Annotated in this window: 14 protein-coding genes; 2 read left to right on the top strand and 12 right to left on the bottom strand. The window is 59.9% G+C overall.

Annotated elements, in window-relative coordinates; genetic code table 11:
- Positions 1 to 188 precede the first annotated feature (188 nt).
- Positions 189 to 671: a heat shock protein HspL gene (gene hspL, locus O3S81_RS21165; RefSeq protein ID WP_269346401.1), complete on the top strand. Its 483-nt coding sequence runs from the start codon at positions 189 to 191 to the stop codon at positions 669 to 671.
- Between the two features lie 63 nt (positions 672 to 734).
- Here the strand turns inward: hspL and O3S81_RS21160 are convergent, their stop codons facing one another.
- Positions 735 to 1,754 carry a bile acid:sodium symporter family protein gene (locus O3S81_RS21160; protein ID WP_269346398.1) on the bottom strand — a complete coding sequence of 340 codons (1,020 nt, stop codon included), beginning with the start codon at positions 1,752 to 1,754 and terminating at the stop codon, positions 735 to 737.
- Between the two features lie 98 nt (positions 1,755 to 1,852).
- Here O3S81_RS21160 and O3S81_RS21155 point away from each other — a divergent pair, with 98 nt between their 5' ends.
- A complete protein-coding gene (locus O3S81_RS21155; protein ID WP_269346396.1) occupies positions 1,853 to 2,713 on the top strand; it encodes a LysR family transcriptional regulator in 861 nt (286 codons plus the stop codon).
- 56 nt (positions 2,714 to 2,769) lie between these two features.
- On the opposite strand, the gene glpK is transcribed toward O3S81_RS21155, so the two are convergent.
- From glpK to O3S81_RS21100, 11 genes are all read right to left on the bottom strand, one after another.
- The gene (glpK, locus tag O3S81_RS21150) at positions 2,770 to 4,269 is read right to left on the bottom strand and encodes a glycerol kinase GlpK (RefSeq protein WP_269346395.1); all 1,500 of its coding nucleotides are present in this window, start codon (positions 4,267 to 4,269) and stop codon (positions 2,770 to 2,772) included.
- A gap of 68 nt (positions 4,270 to 4,337) precedes the next feature.
- On the bottom strand, positions 4,338 to 6,059 hold the full coding sequence (locus tag O3S81_RS21145; RefSeq protein ID WP_269346393.1) for an ABC transporter substrate-binding protein: 1,722 nt from the start codon (positions 6,057 to 6,059) through the stop codon (positions 4,338 to 4,340).
- A gap of 77 nt (positions 6,060 to 6,136) precedes the next feature.
- Complete coding sequence (locus O3S81_RS21140; RefSeq protein ID WP_269346392.1) at positions 6,137 to 6,430, bottom strand: DUF2160 domain-containing protein; 294 nt, start codon at positions 6,428 to 6,430, stop codon at positions 6,137 to 6,139.
- Between the two features lie 2 nt (positions 6,431 to 6,432).
- The gene (locus O3S81_RS21135; RefSeq protein WP_269346391.1) at positions 6,433 to 7,353 is read right to left on the bottom strand and encodes a carbohydrate ABC transporter permease; all 921 of its coding nucleotides are present in this window, start codon (positions 7,351 to 7,353) and stop codon (positions 6,433 to 6,435) included.
- A gap of 3 nt (positions 7,354 to 7,356) precedes the next feature.
- Complete coding sequence (locus O3S81_RS21130) at positions 7,357 to 8,223, bottom strand: carbohydrate ABC transporter permease (protein WP_004437268.1); 867 nt, start codon at positions 8,221 to 8,223, stop codon at positions 7,357 to 7,359.
- Between the two features lie 2 nt (positions 8,224 to 8,225).
- Positions 8,226 to 9,296 carry an ABC transporter ATP-binding protein gene (locus O3S81_RS21125; protein ID WP_269346387.1) on the bottom strand — a complete coding sequence of 357 codons (1,071 nt, stop codon included), beginning with the start codon at positions 9,294 to 9,296 and terminating at the stop codon, positions 8,226 to 8,228.
- Between the two features lie 13 nt (positions 9,297 to 9,309).
- Positions 9,310 to 10,380 carry an ABC transporter ATP-binding protein gene (locus O3S81_RS21120; RefSeq protein ID WP_269346385.1) on the bottom strand — a complete coding sequence of 357 codons (1,071 nt, stop codon included), beginning with the start codon at positions 10,378 to 10,380 and terminating at the stop codon, positions 9,310 to 9,312.
- A gap of 37 nt (positions 10,381 to 10,417) precedes the next feature.
- A complete protein-coding gene (locus O3S81_RS21115; protein WP_269346383.1) occupies positions 10,418 to 11,941 on the bottom strand; it encodes a glycerol-3-phosphate dehydrogenase in 1,524 nt (507 codons plus the stop codon).
- A gap of 108 nt (positions 11,942 to 12,049) precedes the next feature.
- Positions 12,050 to 12,823, bottom strand: coding sequence for a DeoR/GlpR family DNA-binding transcription regulator (locus O3S81_RS21110; protein WP_010973411.1), 774 nt, complete (start codon positions 12,821 to 12,823; stop codon positions 12,050 to 12,052).
- Positions 12,824 to 12,965: 142 nt separating this feature from the next.
- Positions 12,966 to 14,444, bottom strand: coding sequence for a siroheme synthase CysG (gene cysG / locus O3S81_RS21105; protein WP_269346380.1), 1,479 nt, complete (start codon positions 14,442 to 14,444; stop codon positions 12,966 to 12,968).
- Positions 14,416 to 17,064: a nitrate reductase gene (locus tag O3S81_RS21100; RefSeq protein ID WP_269346378.1), complete on the bottom strand. Its 2,649-nt coding sequence runs from the start codon at positions 17,062 to 17,064 to the stop codon at positions 14,416 to 14,418. Before O3S81_RS21100 ends, cysG begins: the two co-directional genes overlap by 29 nt.
- Between the last annotated feature and the right edge of the window lie 55 nt (positions 17,065 to 17,119).

The raw sequence follows: 17,119 nt of genomic DNA, 5'->3' as shown, positions 1-17,119 counted from the left end.
TCAAACTGAACGATGCCGGAACCGGATGTTCAGCCATGGTTCATGTCGCGCCCACCCCTTGACGCGATGCCGGACCATTCCCATCTCCTTCATGCGGTCGCCAGAACGGGACCGCGCCCAATGTCCGGCCGTCGCCAGAACGGGACGCCGGACTTAACCGCAAACAGTCGCTTCTTAAGGAGGACACCATGCGTCACGTTGATTTTTCCCCCCTCTATCGTTCCACCGTCGGCTTCGACCGTCTTTTTTCGATGCTCGACGGCCTCGGCCAGCCCGAACAGGCACAGTCCTATCCGCCCTATAATATTGAGCGGACCGGTGAAAACACCTATCGCATCACCATGGCGGTCGCCGGTTTCGATGAAACCGAACTCAGCATCGAATCCCGCGCCAATGCACTGACGGTGAAGGCCGAGAAGTCCGCAGATGAAAAGGCCACTGAAGGCGAGTTTCTCTATCGCGGCATCGCCACGCGCGCTTTCGAACGCCGCTTCCAGCTTGCCGACCATGTCGAAGTCCAGACCGCTTCCCTGAAGAACGGCCTGCTCCATATCGACCTCGTCCGCAATATTCCGGAAGCCATGAAGCCGCGCCGCATCGCGATCTCGTCCGACAGCGCCGATGCGCCGAAGACGATCGAAGCCCAGATTTCGCCGGCCCAGGTCAACTAAGCTTTTCTGACATGTAAAACGAACGGCCCCTTCACGGGGCCGTTTTTGTTTGTGGAAATCCCGTCAGCGAGCGGATGCCGTCACACCTTCCGCAGCCGTCGTTTGCGCGATCGCGGCCTTTTCATGCGCCTTGCGGGCATAACGCTGGGCCAGCACCGCACAGACCATCAGCTGAATCTGATGGAAGAGCATGATCGGCAGAACGATTGCACCAATGCTCTGGCCGGCGAAGATCGCACCCGCCATGGGCACGCCGCTGGCAAGGCTCTTCTTCGAACCACAGAAAGTGATGGTGATTTCATCCGCCTTGTCGAAACCGAGCAGACGGCTGCCGAACATCGTTACGCACAGAACCAGCGCCAGAAGCAGGATGTTGATGATGATGACCACGCCGATATCCCGGAGAGAAAACGTGTGCCAGATACCCTCGATAACGGCATCGGAAAACGCCAGGTAAACAACCATCAGGATCGAACCGCGATCGACGGGGGAGAGCAGTTTCTTGCGCGCCCGGATCCACTCGCCGATCCACGGCTGCAGCACCTGACCAACGATGAAGGGCAAAAGCAGCTGCAGGAAGATTTGCAGGAAGGCATCCAGCGAAAATCCGCCGCCATGGCCGCCCACCGTGAACAGAAAGCCGACCAGCAGCGGTGTCAGGAACATGCCGAAAATATTCGAAGCCGAGGCCGAACAGATCGCCGCCGGCACGTTCCCGCCCGCCATGGAGGTGAAGGCGATGGAGGACTGCACGGTGGATGGCAGCACGGAGAGAAACAACACGCCCATATAAAGCGGGGCCGGCAGGATGCTTTCGGGAATGAAGCCCAACGCCACGCCGAGAAGCGGGAAAAGGCCGAAGGTGACAAGCAGGATCGCCAGATGCAGGCGCCAGTGCAGAATGCCCGCAATCACCACATCCCGCGAAAGCCGCGCACCGTGCAGGAAGAACAGCAAAGCGATCGCGAGTTTTGTCGCAAGCCCGAAATATTCCGCCGGCTCGCCGCTGATTGGCAGGATGGAAGCCAAAATCACGGTGGCCACCAGCATCATGGTGAAACGGTCGGGCAAAAAGCGGGTCATGGGAGGTCTTTCCGGCATCGGTTTTGCTTGAAACGCGCGTCACTATCGCTCATCATGATTTCCGATGCAAAGATTAACAGTTATCATGATTTGAGATAATGCTGAACCTTCAACATCTTGCCAGCTTCGTCATGCTTCAGCAAACCGGCAGTTTCACGCTCGCTGCCGAGCGGCTGGGCATTGGCCAATCCACTGTCAGCCAGCATATCCAAAGGCTTGAGGCCGCGCTTGGTCGCCGTCTGATTGCGCGCAGCACCCATCAAGTGAAGCTGACTGGCGAAGGGGAGGCGCTGCTCGGTTACGCCCGCAACATGCTTGATATCGACAGCAAGGTCTCATCGCTGTTTAGCGAAACCCGCCTGCGCGGGCGATTGAGGCTTGGTGTTTCAGAGGATTTCGTGGCCAGCCGCCTGACGGCCATTCTGGAGGAGTTCATCCGGCTTTATCCGCTGGTGGATCTGGAGCTGACGGTTTCGCTGAGCGGCGTGCTTTACCAGATGCAGGACAATGGTGAGCTGGATGTGGTGCTGGCCAAACGCCGTCTCGGCGACAAGCTCGGGCATTTCCTCTACCGCGAACCGCTCGTCTGGCTGGCGCGCGACCCGGAGCGCATGCTCGCCCAGCCGGATGCCCTGCCGCTGATCGCCTTTCCGCCGCCGAGCATTACCAGAAAGGCAGCGCAGGAAGCATTGGACCGAGCCGGCCTGTCCTGGCGGATCGTCTGCACCTGCGGCAGCCTGAGTGGACTTACTGCCGCTGCAAGAGCGGGCATGGGCATTCTGGTGCAGCCCCGCAGCATGGCGCCGGCCGGCCTCAAGGAAATTGCACCCGGCTTGCTGCCAGCTCTGGAAGATGTGGAATTCGTGCTCCAGCCGAGCAAGGGCGCGGATGCGAAGCTGGTGCGCGCCCTTTCCGACCTTGTGTCGAGCAAGAGCATCGCACCCGGCAGCTTCGTATAGATTTCCCTGCGTGTTACCCGAACATAAAACCGCGACGCACTTTTGCTGGAAATGCTCTAGTTTTCCCGTTTCGAAAGGCAGCGGCCGACGCTGTCGCGCCAGCCGGCAATGGCGTTTTTCCGCTCGCTATCCTCCATATCGGGACTGAATCGGCGGTCACGCCGCCAATGGTCGGCAAAGGCCTTACGGTCCGGCCAGATGCCCGCGCGGGAAGCCGCAAGCCAGGCCGCACCGAGAATGGTCGTTTCAAGAAAGACTGGCCGGTCCACGGGTGCCGCAAGAATATCCGCCAGCCGCTGCATGGTCCAGTCGGAGGCGACCATGCCGCCATCGACCCTCAGCACCGTTTTGCCATTGTCACCCGCCCAGTCCTTGCGCATGGCATCCAGAAGGTCAAAGGTCTGGTAGGCAACGCTTTCCAGCGCCGCGCGCGCAAATTCCGCGGGACCGGTGCCGCGCGTTAAGCCGAAAATCGCGCCGCGCGCCTCGGCATCCCAATAGGGCGCGCCAAGACCGGTAAAGGCCGGCACCAGATAAACACGCTGATTGGGATCGGCCTTTTCGGCAAGCGCGCTGACTTCAGACGCAACCGAGATGAAACCAAGCTCATCACGCAGCCATTGCACGGCGGCACCGGCAATGAAGATCGAACCTTCAAGCGCATAGGTCGTCACGCCATCGAGACGATAGGCAATCGTTGTCAGCAACCGGTTGGTGGATGCTACCCGGTCTGTGCCGGTATTAAGGAGCGCGAAGCAGCCCGTGCCATAGGTGGATTTCATCATGCCCGGCTCGAAGCAGGCATTGCCGATCACCGCCGCCTGCTGGTCGCCGGCGACGCCAAGGATCGGAATTTCCGCGCCCAGCAGCGATTTGTCCGTGACGCCAAAATCGGCGGCGCAATCAAGCACCTCCGGCAGCATCGCGCGCGGAATGTCGAGGATCGACAGCAGTTCGTCATCCCAGGCGTTGTCTTCGATATTGTAGATCAGCGTGCGCGAGGCATTGGTGGCGTCGGTCACATGGCGTCGGCCGCCGGTGAGACGGTAGATCAGGAAACTGTCGACCGTGCCGAAGCAGATTTCTCCCTTCACGGCTTTTTCGCGAAGGCCACTGACGCTGTCGAGAAGCCATTTCAGCTTGGTGCCGGAAAAATAGGGGTCGAGCAGCAGCCCGGTCTTTTTGGAAAAAAGCGGCTCCAGTCCGCGGCGTTTCAGATCTTCGCAGATGGGTGCGGCACGCCGATCCTGCCAGACTACGGCACGATGCACGGCCTCGCCGGTGTTGCGGTCCCAGAGCACGGTCGTTTCGCGCTGGTTGGTGATGCCGATGGCCGCAATATCGGACGCGGCGATACCGGCATCGGCAAGCGCCAGCCGGATCGTTTCAAGCACGCTTTTCCAGATATCCTCGGCATCGTGTTCGACCCAGCCGGAGGCCGGGAAATGTTGCGGAAATTCTCGCTGTCCGACACCGATGACCCGCATGTCGCGATCAAAGACCATCGACCGGGTCGATGTCGTTCCCTGATCGATCGCCAGAATATAACCGCCCATCATGTCACTCCCTTTCAAACACAATGACGGGGCGGCAAAGCCGCCCCGGTTTAAGATTTCATGCAGAATTATTTCTGCCAGCTTTTGACCAGTTCGTCGTAATTGACGGTGACCGGCTTTTCCTTTTCGTTGGCGATCTTCAGCTGCGGCGCCAGATTGCCCTTCGAAACGGCGTCCTTGTTCCAGTATTCGATATCATGTTCTTCCGCCAGCTTCGGGCCAATATCGCCCTGCACACCAGCGCGTTCCAGACGGCTCATGACCTTTTCCTGCTCGGCGCAGAGAGAGTCCATCGCCGCCTGCGCGGTCTTCGCACCCGACGAAGCATCGCCGATTGCCTGCCACCACAGCTGCGCCAGCTTCGGATAATCCGGAACGTTGGTGCCGGTCGGCGACCACTGCACACGGGCCGGCGAGCGATAGAACTCGATCAGACCACCGAGCTTGGATGCACGGTCGGTAAAGCTCTTGTGGTGGATGGTGGTGTCACGAATGAAGGTCAGACCCACATGGCTCTTCTTCACATCCACGGTCTTGGAGGTCACGAACTGCGCATAGAGCCAGGCGGCCTTGGCGCGGTCGTCGGGCGTGGATTTCATCAGCGTCCACGAACCCACATCCTGATAACCGAGCTTCATGCCGTCCTTCCAGTAGACGCCATGCGGCGAAGGTGCGACGCGCCATTTCGGCGAACCGTCCTCGTTCACGACCGGCAGGCCGGGCTTGGCCATATCAGCGGTAAACGCCGTGTACCAGAAGATCTGCTGGGCGATATTGCCCTGCGCCGGCACCGGACCGGATTCGGAGAAGGTCATGCCCTGCGCTTCCGGCGGCGCATATTTCTTCAGCCATTCAAGATATTTCTCGATGGAATAGACCGAAGCCGGACCGTTGGTATCACCGCCGCGCGCCACGCAGGAGCCGACCGGCTGCGACTTGTCGTTGACCTTGATGCCCCATTCATCGACAGGCAAGCCGTTCGGCAGGCCCTTGTCACCGTTGCCGGCCATGGAAAGCCAGGCATCGGTGAAGCGCCAGCCGAGCGACGGATCCTTCTTGCCGTAATCCATGTGGCCGAAGACCTTCTTCCCGTCGACATCACGGCCGGTGAAGAATTCAGCAATATCCTCATAGGCCGACCAGTTGACCGGCACGCCGAGGTCATAACCATATTTGGCCTTGAAATCGGCCTTGTTCTTTTCGTTGTTGAACCAGTCGTAACGGAACCAGTAAAGGTTCGCGAATTGCTGGTCGGGAAGCTGGTAGAGCTTCTTGTCCGGGGCCGTCGTAAAGGCGCTGCCGATGAAGTCCTTGAGGTCGAGGCCGGGATTGGTGACGTCCTTGCCTTCATTGGCCATGAAGTCCGTCAGGTTGCGCACCTGCTGGTAGCGCCAATGGGTGCCGATGAGGTCGCTGTCATTGACCCAGCCGTCATAAAGGTTCTGGCCGGTCTGCATCTGGGTCTGGATTTTTTCGACGACGTCACCTTCCTGGATCAGGTCGTGCGTGACCTTGATGCCGGTAATGGCGGTGAAGGCCGGAGCCAGAACCTTGGATTCATATTCATGGGTCGTGAGCGATTCGGAAACGACCTTGATTTCCATGCCCGCGAAAGGTTTCGCGGCATCGACAAACCATTGCAGCTCCTTTTCCTGATCGCCACGCGAAAGCGACGACATGTCGCCGATTTCCTTGTCCAGAAACTGCTTTGCTTCCTCCATTCCGGCGAAAGCGGAACCCGTCATTGCCAGCAGCATGGCTGCCGTCGTCGTCATCAGATGCCGTCGCATATCAATCCTCCCAAGGGTTGCGATTGCATGAAGTCTCCCGGGTGCGGTTTTCCTCCGCCGCACCTTTCTTTTCTGCTCTAGACAAAACGGAAAACGCCGATGGCGTAGACCAAGGATAGAGCAAGAGCCCACCACAGGTTCGGGCCAACCAGCCCGAGCCATGCGAGATGAATGAAGGCGCTGCCAAGCAGCGAGATGAACAGCCTGTCACCGCGCGTTGTCTCGAAGCGCAAAAGGCCGAAGCGGGGATTGCCGCCGGGCGAAAGATATTCCCAGAACCACATGCCGACGAGCAGCAGGGCAATGGCGGCGAAGAACGCAGCCGTCTGCCAGGTCCATGCCATCCAGGTAAAATCGGGCATCTTCGTCATGGTCAAACCCTCCCCAGCGCAAAGCCCTTGGCGATGTAATTACGCACGAACCAGATCACCAGCGCGCCCGGAATGAGCGTCAGTACGCCGGCAGCGGCAAGCAGGCCCCAGTCCATGCCGGCGGCGGAGACGGTACGCGTCATCGTCGCGGCAATCGGCTTGGCGTCCGTCGTCGTCAGCGTGCGGGCGATCAGAAGCTCGACCCACGAGAACATGAAGCTGAAGAAGCAGGCGACACCGATGCCGGAAGCAATGAGCGGCATGAAAATCTTCACGAAGAATTTCGGGAAGGAATAGCCGTCAATATAGGCGGTCTCGTCGATTTCCTTCGGCACGCCGGACATGAAGCCCTCGAGAATCCATACCGCGAGTGGCACGTTGAAGAGGCAATGTGCGAGTGCCACGGCGATTTGCGTGTCGATCAGCCCGAAGGCCGAATAAAGCTGGAAGAACGGCAGCGCGAAAACGGCGGGCGGCGCCATGCGGTTGGTCAAAAGCCAGAAGAACAGGTGCTTGTCGCCCAGGAACCGGTAACGCGAGAAGGCATAGGCCGCCGGCAGCGCCACGGCCACCGAGATCACCATGTTCATGACAACGTAGATGATCGAATTGATGTAGCCCGAATACCAGGACGAATCTGTGAAGATCGTCCTGTAGTTCTGCAGCGTCGGCTGGTGTGGATAAAGCGTCATGGAAGACACGATTTCCGTGTTCGTCTTGAAGCTCATATTAACGAGCCAGTAGATCGGCACCAGCAGCAGCAGAATATAGATCGTCGGCACCAGCCAGGAAAAACGCGACGGCCCATGGTGGCGACGCCGCGCATTGACGGCGAGGCCGGAACGCCCTGTGGCTGCCGCTCTCACCGGCGAATTGCCGATGCCGTTGCGTTCCACACCTGTGGTGACATTGGAGGCACTCATGTCTCAGGTCTCCGCGTCGTGGCTGGTCATCACGGTGTAGAACACCCAGGACAACAGCAGGATAATGAGGAAGTAGATCAGCGACATGGCCGCCGCCGGCCCGAGGTCGAACTGGCCGAGCGCCATCTTCACGAGATCGATGGACAGGAAAGTGGTCGAGTTACCCGGACCGCCGCCGGTGACGACGAAGGGCTCGGTATAGATCATGAAACTGTCCATGAAACGCAGCAGGAAGGCGATCAGCAGAACACGCTTCATCTTCGGCAGCTGGATGAACCGGAACACCGCAAAACGCGACGCGCCGTCGATCCGTGCCGCCTGATAATAGGCATCAGGTATGGAGACGAGGCTGGCGTAACACAGGAGGACCACAAGGCTCGTCCAGTGCCATACATCCATGATGACGACCGTGATCCATGCATCGACCGGATCGTTGACATAGTTGTAGTCCAGCCCGAGCTGATTGGCATAATAGCCGAGCAGCCCGATATCGCTGCGGCCGAAGACCTGCCAGATTGTACCGACGACGTTCCACGGCACCAAAAGCGGCAGCGCCATGGTAACGAGGCAGATCGGCACGCCGATGCCGGATTTCGGCATCTTGAGCGCAATGAAGATGCCGAGCGGAATTTCAATCGCCAGGATGATACCGGAGAACAGGAGATTGCGCCCAAGCGCATCCCAGAAACGGTCCGATGCCAGAATTTCCTCGAACCATTGCGTTCCTGCCCAGAAGAACTGGTTGTTGCCGAAGGTATCCTGCACCGAATAATTCACGACGGTCATCAGCGGAATGACGGCGGAGAAGGCGACCAGCACCAGCACCGGCAGCACCATGAACCACGCCTTGTTGTTCCAGCTTTTTTCCATGGTCAGGCTCCCATCTTCACACGCCAGGAATCAGCGAAGACGCCGATCGCAGCAGGGTCGAAGCGCACACCCGCTTCCGCCGGAATTTCCTCGTCTTCAGCGACAACGATTGCCAGCTTCTGGCCGGCAAACCGGGCACGGACGATCTTCTGTCGGCCGATATCCTCGACCTTGTCGATGCTGATCGGCATGCCGCCGCGCTCCAGCCGGACGAATTCCGGACGGATGCCGATCTCGATGCGTTGCGCCGCGTCAACCTTTGGCGCACCGGCAAGCGGTACACCAAGACCGCCGACCACAGCCGTCGTCCCCTCGATGCTGGCGGGCAATACATTCATGCCCGGCGAGCCGATGAAATAACCGACGAATGTATGTCCCGGACGCTCGAAAAGCTCGGCGGGCGTGCCGATCTGAACGATCTGCCCGTCATACATGACCACCACCTTGTCGGCGAAGGTCAGCGCCTCGGTCTGGTCATGCGTGACATAGACCATGGTGAAACCGGACTGGCGGTGCAGGCGCTTCAGCTGCGAGCGCAGCACCCATTTCATATGCGGATCGATGACCGTCAGCGGTTCGTCAAAAAGAATGGCGTTGACGTCCGAGCGCACCAGACCGCGCGCCAGCGAAATCTTCTGCTTCTGGTCTGCCGTCAGCCCGCGAGCATGGCGTTTGGCCATGCCGGAGAGATCGGTCATCTCAAGGATTTCCCGGACCCGTCGGTCGACCTCCGCTTCCGGTACATGCCGGTTGCGCAACGGAAAGGCGAGATTGTCATAGACCGTCATCGTGTCATAGACGACCGGGAACTGGAACACCTGAGCGATATTTCGGTCCTCGGTGGCGAAATCGGTCACGTCGGTTCCGTCGAAGGCGATGCGGCCTTCGGAGGGGCGCAGCAGGCCGGAAATGATGTTGAGCAGCGTGGTCTTGCCGCAGCCCGAAGGCCCGAGCAGCGCATAGGCCCCGCCATCCTCCCATTCGTGATGCACTTCTTTCAGCGCATAATCGCCGGCAGCCTGCGCCTTGGCATTATAGGCGTGGCGGATATGATCGAGCGTGATACGTGCCATGACCGATCTCCCCTCAGGCCGCTTCGCCGATGGCGCGACCATTCGCGTCAAAGGCCATCAGGTGTTTTGTATCGAGAAACAGCTCGATATCCCTGTCCGGTTCAATGTCGTGGATACCATGCGCCAGCATCACCCAGCGCCGGCCGAAAAATTCCACATGCACGAAGCTCTCCGATCCCGCGATTTCCGAAATCAGCGTCCGCGCGCGGATGGATTGCCGTGCCTCGCCCTTCGCATGCGGGAAAAGATGATGCGGCTGGAAGGCAATGGTCAAAGGTCCATCCGGCACGGCGGCAAGATGCGCCGGCACCGCAACCACAGCCTTATCGGCGCGCGTGAAGGCGTTACCCGTCTTGATGACCTCGATGGTGTTGAGCGGCGGATCGGCAAAGATTTCCGCAGTCACAATATCCACCGGCTGCCGATAGACCTCGATCGTGCGGCTGAACTGCGTCACCCTTCCCTCGTTGAGGGTCGCCGTATTGCCGCCCAGAAGCAGCGCTTCGGAAGGTTCCGTCGTAGCATAAACGAAGATCGCGCCGGACTCTGCGAAGATGCGCGGCAGCTCCTCGCGCAATTCCTCGCGCAGCTTGTAATCGAGATTGGCGAGCGGCTCATCGAGCAGCACCAGATTGGCGTTCTTGACAATGGCGCGGGCAAGCGCCGTGCGCTGCTGCTGGCCGCCAGAAAGATTGAGAGGCGTGCGGTCGAGATAGGGCGTCAGCCTCAGAAGCTCGGCGGCCTTCCTCACCTCCCGGTCGATGGTCGACTGATCCTTGCCGGCAACCCGCATCGGCGAAGCGATATTCTCATAAACGCTCAGCGCCGGGTAATTGATGAACTGCTGGTAGACCATGGCGACGTTGCGCTTCTGCACCGGCCAGCCGGTCACATCCTCACCATTAAAGATGATCGAGCCGCCGCTCGGCTTGTCCAGCCCGGCCATCAGCCGCATCAGCGTCGTCTTGCCCGAAAGCGTCGGTCCAAGCAGGACGTTCAGACTTCCGCGCTGCAACGTCAGATCGGTCGGATGAATATGATATTCACCACCCACCATCTTCGAGACGTTTCGCAATTCAAGCATGGTGATCCAAAGCCTCCTCCGCTTTTCGATCGGATCGTCAGATTGCCTTCAAGCGTTCACCTGCAATGTCTTCGATATAGCTTTCCAGCCCGCGCACCTCTTCAGAGGTCAGGAAAAGCCCCTGTTTGGTGCGGCGCCACAGAATATCTTCCGCCGTCAGCGCCCATTCCCGCGCCATCAGCCAGCGAACCTCAGCCTCATAAAGCGTGCCGCCGAAATGCCGGCCCAGCGCTGCCACATCTGCCGCATTGCCGATCATCGCCGCCGCATCCGTGCCATAGCAGCGGACAAGCCGCTTGGCATGACGCTCGTCGAGAAAGGGATAACGCGACCGCAAGGCGGTAACCTCCGCGCCATAGGCCTCGGCACCGAAATTCCCGCCTGGCAGATGTGAACCCGCCGTCCAGGGCGCGCCCTTTTTACCCAATGCATCGCCGATTTTTTCAAGAGCATGTTCGGCAAGCCGCCGATAGGTGGTGAGCTTGCCGCCGAAAATATTGAGAAGCGGCGCCTCGCCCTCCGCCCCTTCTGTTTTCAGCACATAATCGCGGGTCGCCTCCTGTGCCTTCGAAGCGCCGTCATCAAAAAGCGGCCGCACGCCGGAATAGGTCCAGACGATATCGGCCGGCTTCACCGGTTCGGAAAAATATTCGCTCGCCGCGCTGCAGAGATAGCTGATTTCCTCATCGCTGATCTTAACAGCCCGGGGGTCACCGGTATAGTCGCGATCCGTCGTGCCGATCAGGGTAAAGTCCTGTTCATAGGGGATGGCGAAGATGATGCGGCCGTCCGGATTCTGAAAAAAATAGGCGCGCGGATCGGAAAATTTCTTGCGAACGATGATGTGGCTGCCCTGCACGAGGCGGACATTGTGGACATTGTTCTTGCCGAAGGTCGAAGACAGAACCTTGTCGACCCATGGGCCTGCAGCATTCACCAGCATACGCGCCCGGTGGGTCCTGCTTTCGCCGTCCGCATTTTTCGTTTCGACCCACCAGAAGCCGCCTTCGCGCCGTGCGGAAACAACCTGTGTGCGGTTAAGGATCAGGGCACCGCGATTGGCGGCATCGCGGGCGTTCAGCACCACCAGACGGGCATCGTCCACCCAGCCGTCGGAATATTCGAAGGCGCGGGCAAAAATCGGCTTCAACGGCTTTCCGGCAGGATCACGGCGCAGGTCGAGCGAGCGGGTGGCCGGCAGAAGCTTGCGGCCGCCGAGGTGATCGTAAAGGAAAAGCCCGAGCCGCACGAGCCAGGCCGGACGCACGCCCCCCTTCTGGAACGGCAGCACGAAGCGCATCGGCCAGATGATGTGCGGCGCCATGGCCCACAGGACCTCGCGTTCCATCAGGGCTTCACGCACGAGGCGGAATTCATAATGTTCGAGATAACGCAAACCGCCATGGATGAGCTTGGTGGCGGCGGATGAGGTGCCGGAGGCAAAATCGTTCATTTCCGCAAGTGCGACGGAATAGCCTCTGCCGACGGCGTCGCGCGCAATGCCGCAGCCATTGATACCGCCGCCGATCACGAAAATATCGTGAATTGCCTCGTCAGACATGCACCCTCCCGTGCTTTCATCGATGCTCTCCTCATCGATATATTGAAAGCATGACCATCTAATTCGAAGACAAAACGAATGTCAAACGAAATTCCGACGCCCCGTGAATCAGGCGTCGCGGGCCTCTGTTTCGATCAACCGGACATCATGATCGGCACAGATGCTGCGGATGGAATCAACCGGACAATGATCGGTAATGAAGGTGTGAACCTGCGAAAGATGGCCTATGCGTACCGGCGCGGTGCGTTCGAATTTCAGCGAATCCGACACCAGAATGACATGGCGGGCATTGGAGATGATCGCCTGCGCCACCTTGACCTCCCGGAAGTCGAAGTCCAGCAGAGCCCCGTCCTCATCGATCGCCGAAACGCCGATGACGGCGAAATCGACCTTGAACTGGCGGATGAAATCCACCGCCGCCTCGCCGACGATACCACCATCGGAGCCCCGGACCACGCCGCCGGCAATCACCACCTCTATGCCCGGAAATACCCTTAACCTGTTGGCGACGTTTATATTATTGGTGATCACCATCAATTCGTGATGGTCCGCCAGCGCTTCGCCCACCGCTTCGGTCGTCGTGCCGATATTGATGAAAAGCGACGAGTTGTTGGGGATGAGAGCAGCGGCAGCGGCCCCGATTGCCTGTTTCTCGACAGAAGCAATCGCCCGGCGCGCCTCGTATTTGACGTTTTCATTGCCGCTCGGGAAAAGCGCGCCGCCATGGATGCGCGTCAGCACCCGCGTATCGCAAAGATCGTTGAGGTCCTTGCGGATCGTCTGGGGGGTGACGGAAAACCGCGCCGCCAGCTCATCGACGAGCACCCGCCCGTTCGCTTTCGCCAGCGCAACGATTTCATCCTGACGCGGTGTGAGCAGCATTTCACCCTCCCTCCTCTTTCAAATTTTTCGTTTTATTGAAGAGCGAACGAAAAACCAATGTCAAGGGAGGGTCTTGTGGCGGCAAAAACAACCAACTTGCGGGCACGCGCGAAAGACACGCCCGTACCACCTGGTAAACTTATTAGCCGGCTCTTTGAACTGGTGCCGCAACCGACCCCTCAGTACCAAGGCCCGAAACTGCCGGGGATGCGACACCAAACGCATCACCGATGCCGATCAGCACAGGCTCGTTCACGCCCAGCCTCTCAATCGCTGCAGCCAATTGCTCGAGCGAACCGCACCAGCGCCGTTCATTTAAACGGCTGACGGAAATCATGATCGCAACGGGCGTTGAGGCAGGCATGCCATGAGCAAGCAGGGAGGATTGAATCCCGGCTGCGGTTCGCCCGCCCATATAAAAGACGGTGGTTATCGAGGGGTTGGAAAGCGATTTCCAGTCGATATTCTCCGGCAGCTTTCCCTGCCGGGAGTGGCCGGTGACGAAGCGAACCGACTGGGCATGATCTCGATGTGTCAGGGAAACACCAAGGCGCGAGGCCATGGCGCTTGCGGCAGTGATGCCGGGCACGATCTCGACCGGGATGTTTTCGGCCTCCAGCGCCGCAATCTCCTCGCCGGCGCGACCGAAGATCATCGGATCGCCGGATTTCAACCGCACCACCCGTTTGCCGGCCTTGGCGAGACGGATCATCATATCGTTGATGTCTTCCTGTTTGCAGCTTTCCCGGCCGCCGCGTTTGCCGACCAGCATGCGCTTGGCTTCCCGCCGCGCCAGTTCCAGCACCTCTGCCGAGACGAGATCGTCGAACAGGATGACGTCCGCCGCCTGCAGGGCGCGCACCGCCTTCAGCGTCAGCAGTTCGGCATCCCCCGGTCCGGCGCCCACCAGCGTCACCCTTCCGCCAGCCGGCTCCCTCCGCCCGGCCTGCGTTGCGATATCCGCAAGCAGCCGCTCTTCGGTGTCCTCATCCAGCCTTTCGGTAAAGGCGCGATCGACGAATTTTTCCCAGAAAGACCGCCGCGCCGGTCCGGGCGCGAGACGTCGATTGGCGCGCTCGCGGATTGTCTGGGCAAGCGCGCCCCAATCTTTCAGCGACAGCGGTAACAACGTCTCGATGCGCCGGCGGATGGCCTGCGCCAAGATGGGGGCGGCGCCATCGGTGGAGATCGACACCACCACCGGCGAGCGATTGACGATGGAGCCGAACTGGAACTGGCAGAATTCCGGCTTGTCTATGACATTAACGGGCACACCGGCCCCCCGTGCGGCGGAATAAAAGGCTTCAGCCTCCACATCCGTTTCGCAATCCGCCAGCGCAAGTTCGGCATTTTCGAATATGCCCGGATGCCAAGGCTGGTCATGGATGTTCAGGCATGAGTTTCTTGCGACAAGAGCCGCAAAAGTCTCCGACAAATCGCCTTTGCTGCAATAGACATGCACCTCCGCCCCGCAGGCCAGCAGAAGTTCCGCCTTCCAGGCGGCGCCTTCCGATCCGCCCGCCAGAACCACACGCTTGCCCTCGAGCCCCCAGAAGACCGGCAGCTTGGCCAGTCTTTCCATGCGGGCCGGTTCATTCCGCTGCGGTTTTAAGGCATCCATCGATGATCCCCCTGATTTCGGCGCGGCAGGAGCCGCAATTGGTTCCGGCGTTCAACGCCTTGCCGATGGCTTCGACACTGTGACAACCATCACGGATGGCGGCGGTGATCTGGTTCACCCCGACATTAAAGCAGGAGCAGACAGTTGCGCCCGGATCGGCACGGCCGGCACCGGGACGGCCGGCGACCAGCGCAAAACGCATGCGCAAATCCTCGTGGCGCTCGTTCAACTGCGATATCGCCCAGCTGCGGGCAACGGCGACCGGCTCTTTGGCGATAAACAATGCCGCAAGCAGTGTCTCACCATCGAAGAAGGCGAGGCGCAGGTCACCCGTCTGCCGGTCGTTGTAACCAAGCGGTTCGATGCGGACATCGATGCCGAAAACCTGCCGCGCCCAGAGCGTCCAGTCCTGGGGCTCGCTCTCGAAAGCAAGCTCCATGCGATAGCCGCCATCCGCTTTGGCCATGGCCCAATAGGCACAATCCGGTGCGTTGGGCTGGCTGCGGCAAATGGCAAAACCATAGGCATTCGCTTCGAAACGCCTTGCCTTCACCGCCACGTTTTTCGAAGCGGGCTGACCGGAATGCGGGTCCGTTACCGGCGCGACCACCACATCGATCCGCGCTTTCGAGGCAAACTGATCGTTCCAGTGCATCGGCGCGAAGACCGAGCCGCGCGCCTGCCTTTCGCTTACCAGCGCCCGCAGCAGCACCTTGCCATGCGGGCTTTCCAGCTCCACCAGATCAGCACTTTTTATGCCCAGTGCCTGCGCGTCGCGCGGATGAAGCTCGGCGAAAGGCTCGGCGATATGGGCGGTGAGGCGGGCGCTTTTGCCGGTGCGGGTCATGGTATGCCATTGATCGCGAATGCGGCCGGTATTCAGCGTCAGCGGATAGTCTGCCGATGTCCTGCCTGTCTTCGGCAAGGCGGTGGCGATGAAGCGGGCCTTGCCATCGGCATGGTAAAACCGACCATCCGCGAAAAAGCGGGTCACTTCAGCCTCGCCGGGGCCGACTTTCGGCCATTGGAAGGGTGCCATCCCATCGTAGGAATTCCCATCGATGCCGCTGATATCGAAATCGCGGCTCCCTGCATTCTCGAAACCGGAAAGAGCCGCATGCTCTGCAAAAATCTCCGATGCCTGACCAAAAGTGAAGGCAGCGTCGAAACCCATGCGCCGGCCCACTTCCGCCATCTGCCACCAGTCGGCCTTCGCTTCGCCGGGCGCATCGAGAAAGCCGCGCTGGCGGGAAATGCGCCGCTCGGAATTGGTGACGGTGCCGTCCTTTTCGCCCCAGCCGAGTGCGGGCAGAAGAACATGGGCGTGGCGGGCGGTATCCGTATCGGCCGTGACATCGGACACAACGACGAAAGGACAGGCCTTGATCGCCGCCTCGACGGCACCGGCATCCGGCATGGATACGACCGGGTTTGTGGCCATGATCCACAGCGCCTTGATACTGCCATCGGCCACCGCCCGGAACATATCCACCGCCTTGAGGCCGGGTTTCTGCGCGATGGCAGGTGAGGCCCAGAAGCGCTGCACGCGGTTGCGATCTTCAGCACTTTCGATGGCCATATGGGCGGCCAGCATGTTCGCCAGCCCGCCGACCTCGCGTCCGCCCATGGCGTTCGGCTGACCGGTCAATGAAAACGGCCCCATGCCCGGCCGGCCAATGCGGCCAGTGGCGAGATGGCAATTGATGATGGCGTTGACCTTGTCGGTGCCGCTTTCAGACTGATTGACGCCCTGGCTGTAGCAGGTGACGGTCTTTTGCGTGCGCTCGAACAATTCGTAAAAGGAGATAAGCTCCGCAAGCGTCAGGCCGGTCGCCTCGGCGATCTCCGGCAGGCTGTGCTCGCTTGCGGCCCACATCGCGGTTTCAAAACCGGCCGTGTGGCTTTCGACATAAGCGCGGTCTATCGCACTACCGCCCGAGAGATGTGCCAGCAGGCCGGTAAACAGCGCCACATCTCCATCCGGGCGGATAGCAAGGTGCATATCGGCAATATCAGCGCTCATCGTCCGGCGCGGATCGATGACGACCACCTTCATCTCCGGCCGCGCGGCCTTGGCTGCGGCAAGACGTTGATAGAGAACGGGGTGACACCATGCGAGGTTGGAACCGGTGAGGATCACCAGATCGGCAAGCTCCATATCCTCATAAGTTCCCGGCACCGTATCCGCCCCGAAGGCGCGGCGGTGGCCGGCGACGGAGGACGACATGCAGAGCCTTGAATTGGTATCTATATTGGCCGAGCCGATGAAACCCTTCATCAGCTTGTTCGCCAGATAATAATCTTCCGTCAGCAATTGGCCGGAGACGTAAAAGGCGACTGAATCCGGGCCGTGTTCGGCAATTGCCTTGGAAAACCGGGAAGCGACGAGATCGAGCGCTTCATCCCATGCCACCCGCCGGCCGGCGATTTCCGGGTGGAGGAGGCGACCGTCGAGATCGATGGTTTCCGCCAGAGCCGAACCTTTGGAACACAGGCGGCCAAAATTGGCGGGGTGGTCTTGATCGCCCCTGACGGAAACGACGCCATTATCGTTAACGGTAGCGATAACCCCGCAGCCTACGCCGCAGTAGGGACAGGTGGTTTTTGTTTCAGCGGGCATGGGCTTGCCCTCTCAGTCTGCGGCTTGCACCCCCCTCTGTCCTACCGGACATCTC

It is taken from the genome of Agrobacterium sp. SOY23 (genome assembly GCF_027212525.1).
Taxonomy (GTDB): Bacteria; Pseudomonadota; Alphaproteobacteria; order Rhizobiales; family Rhizobiaceae; genus Agrobacterium; species Agrobacterium tumefaciens_I.
This window is presented reverse-complemented; position numbering and strand designations above follow the sequence as displayed.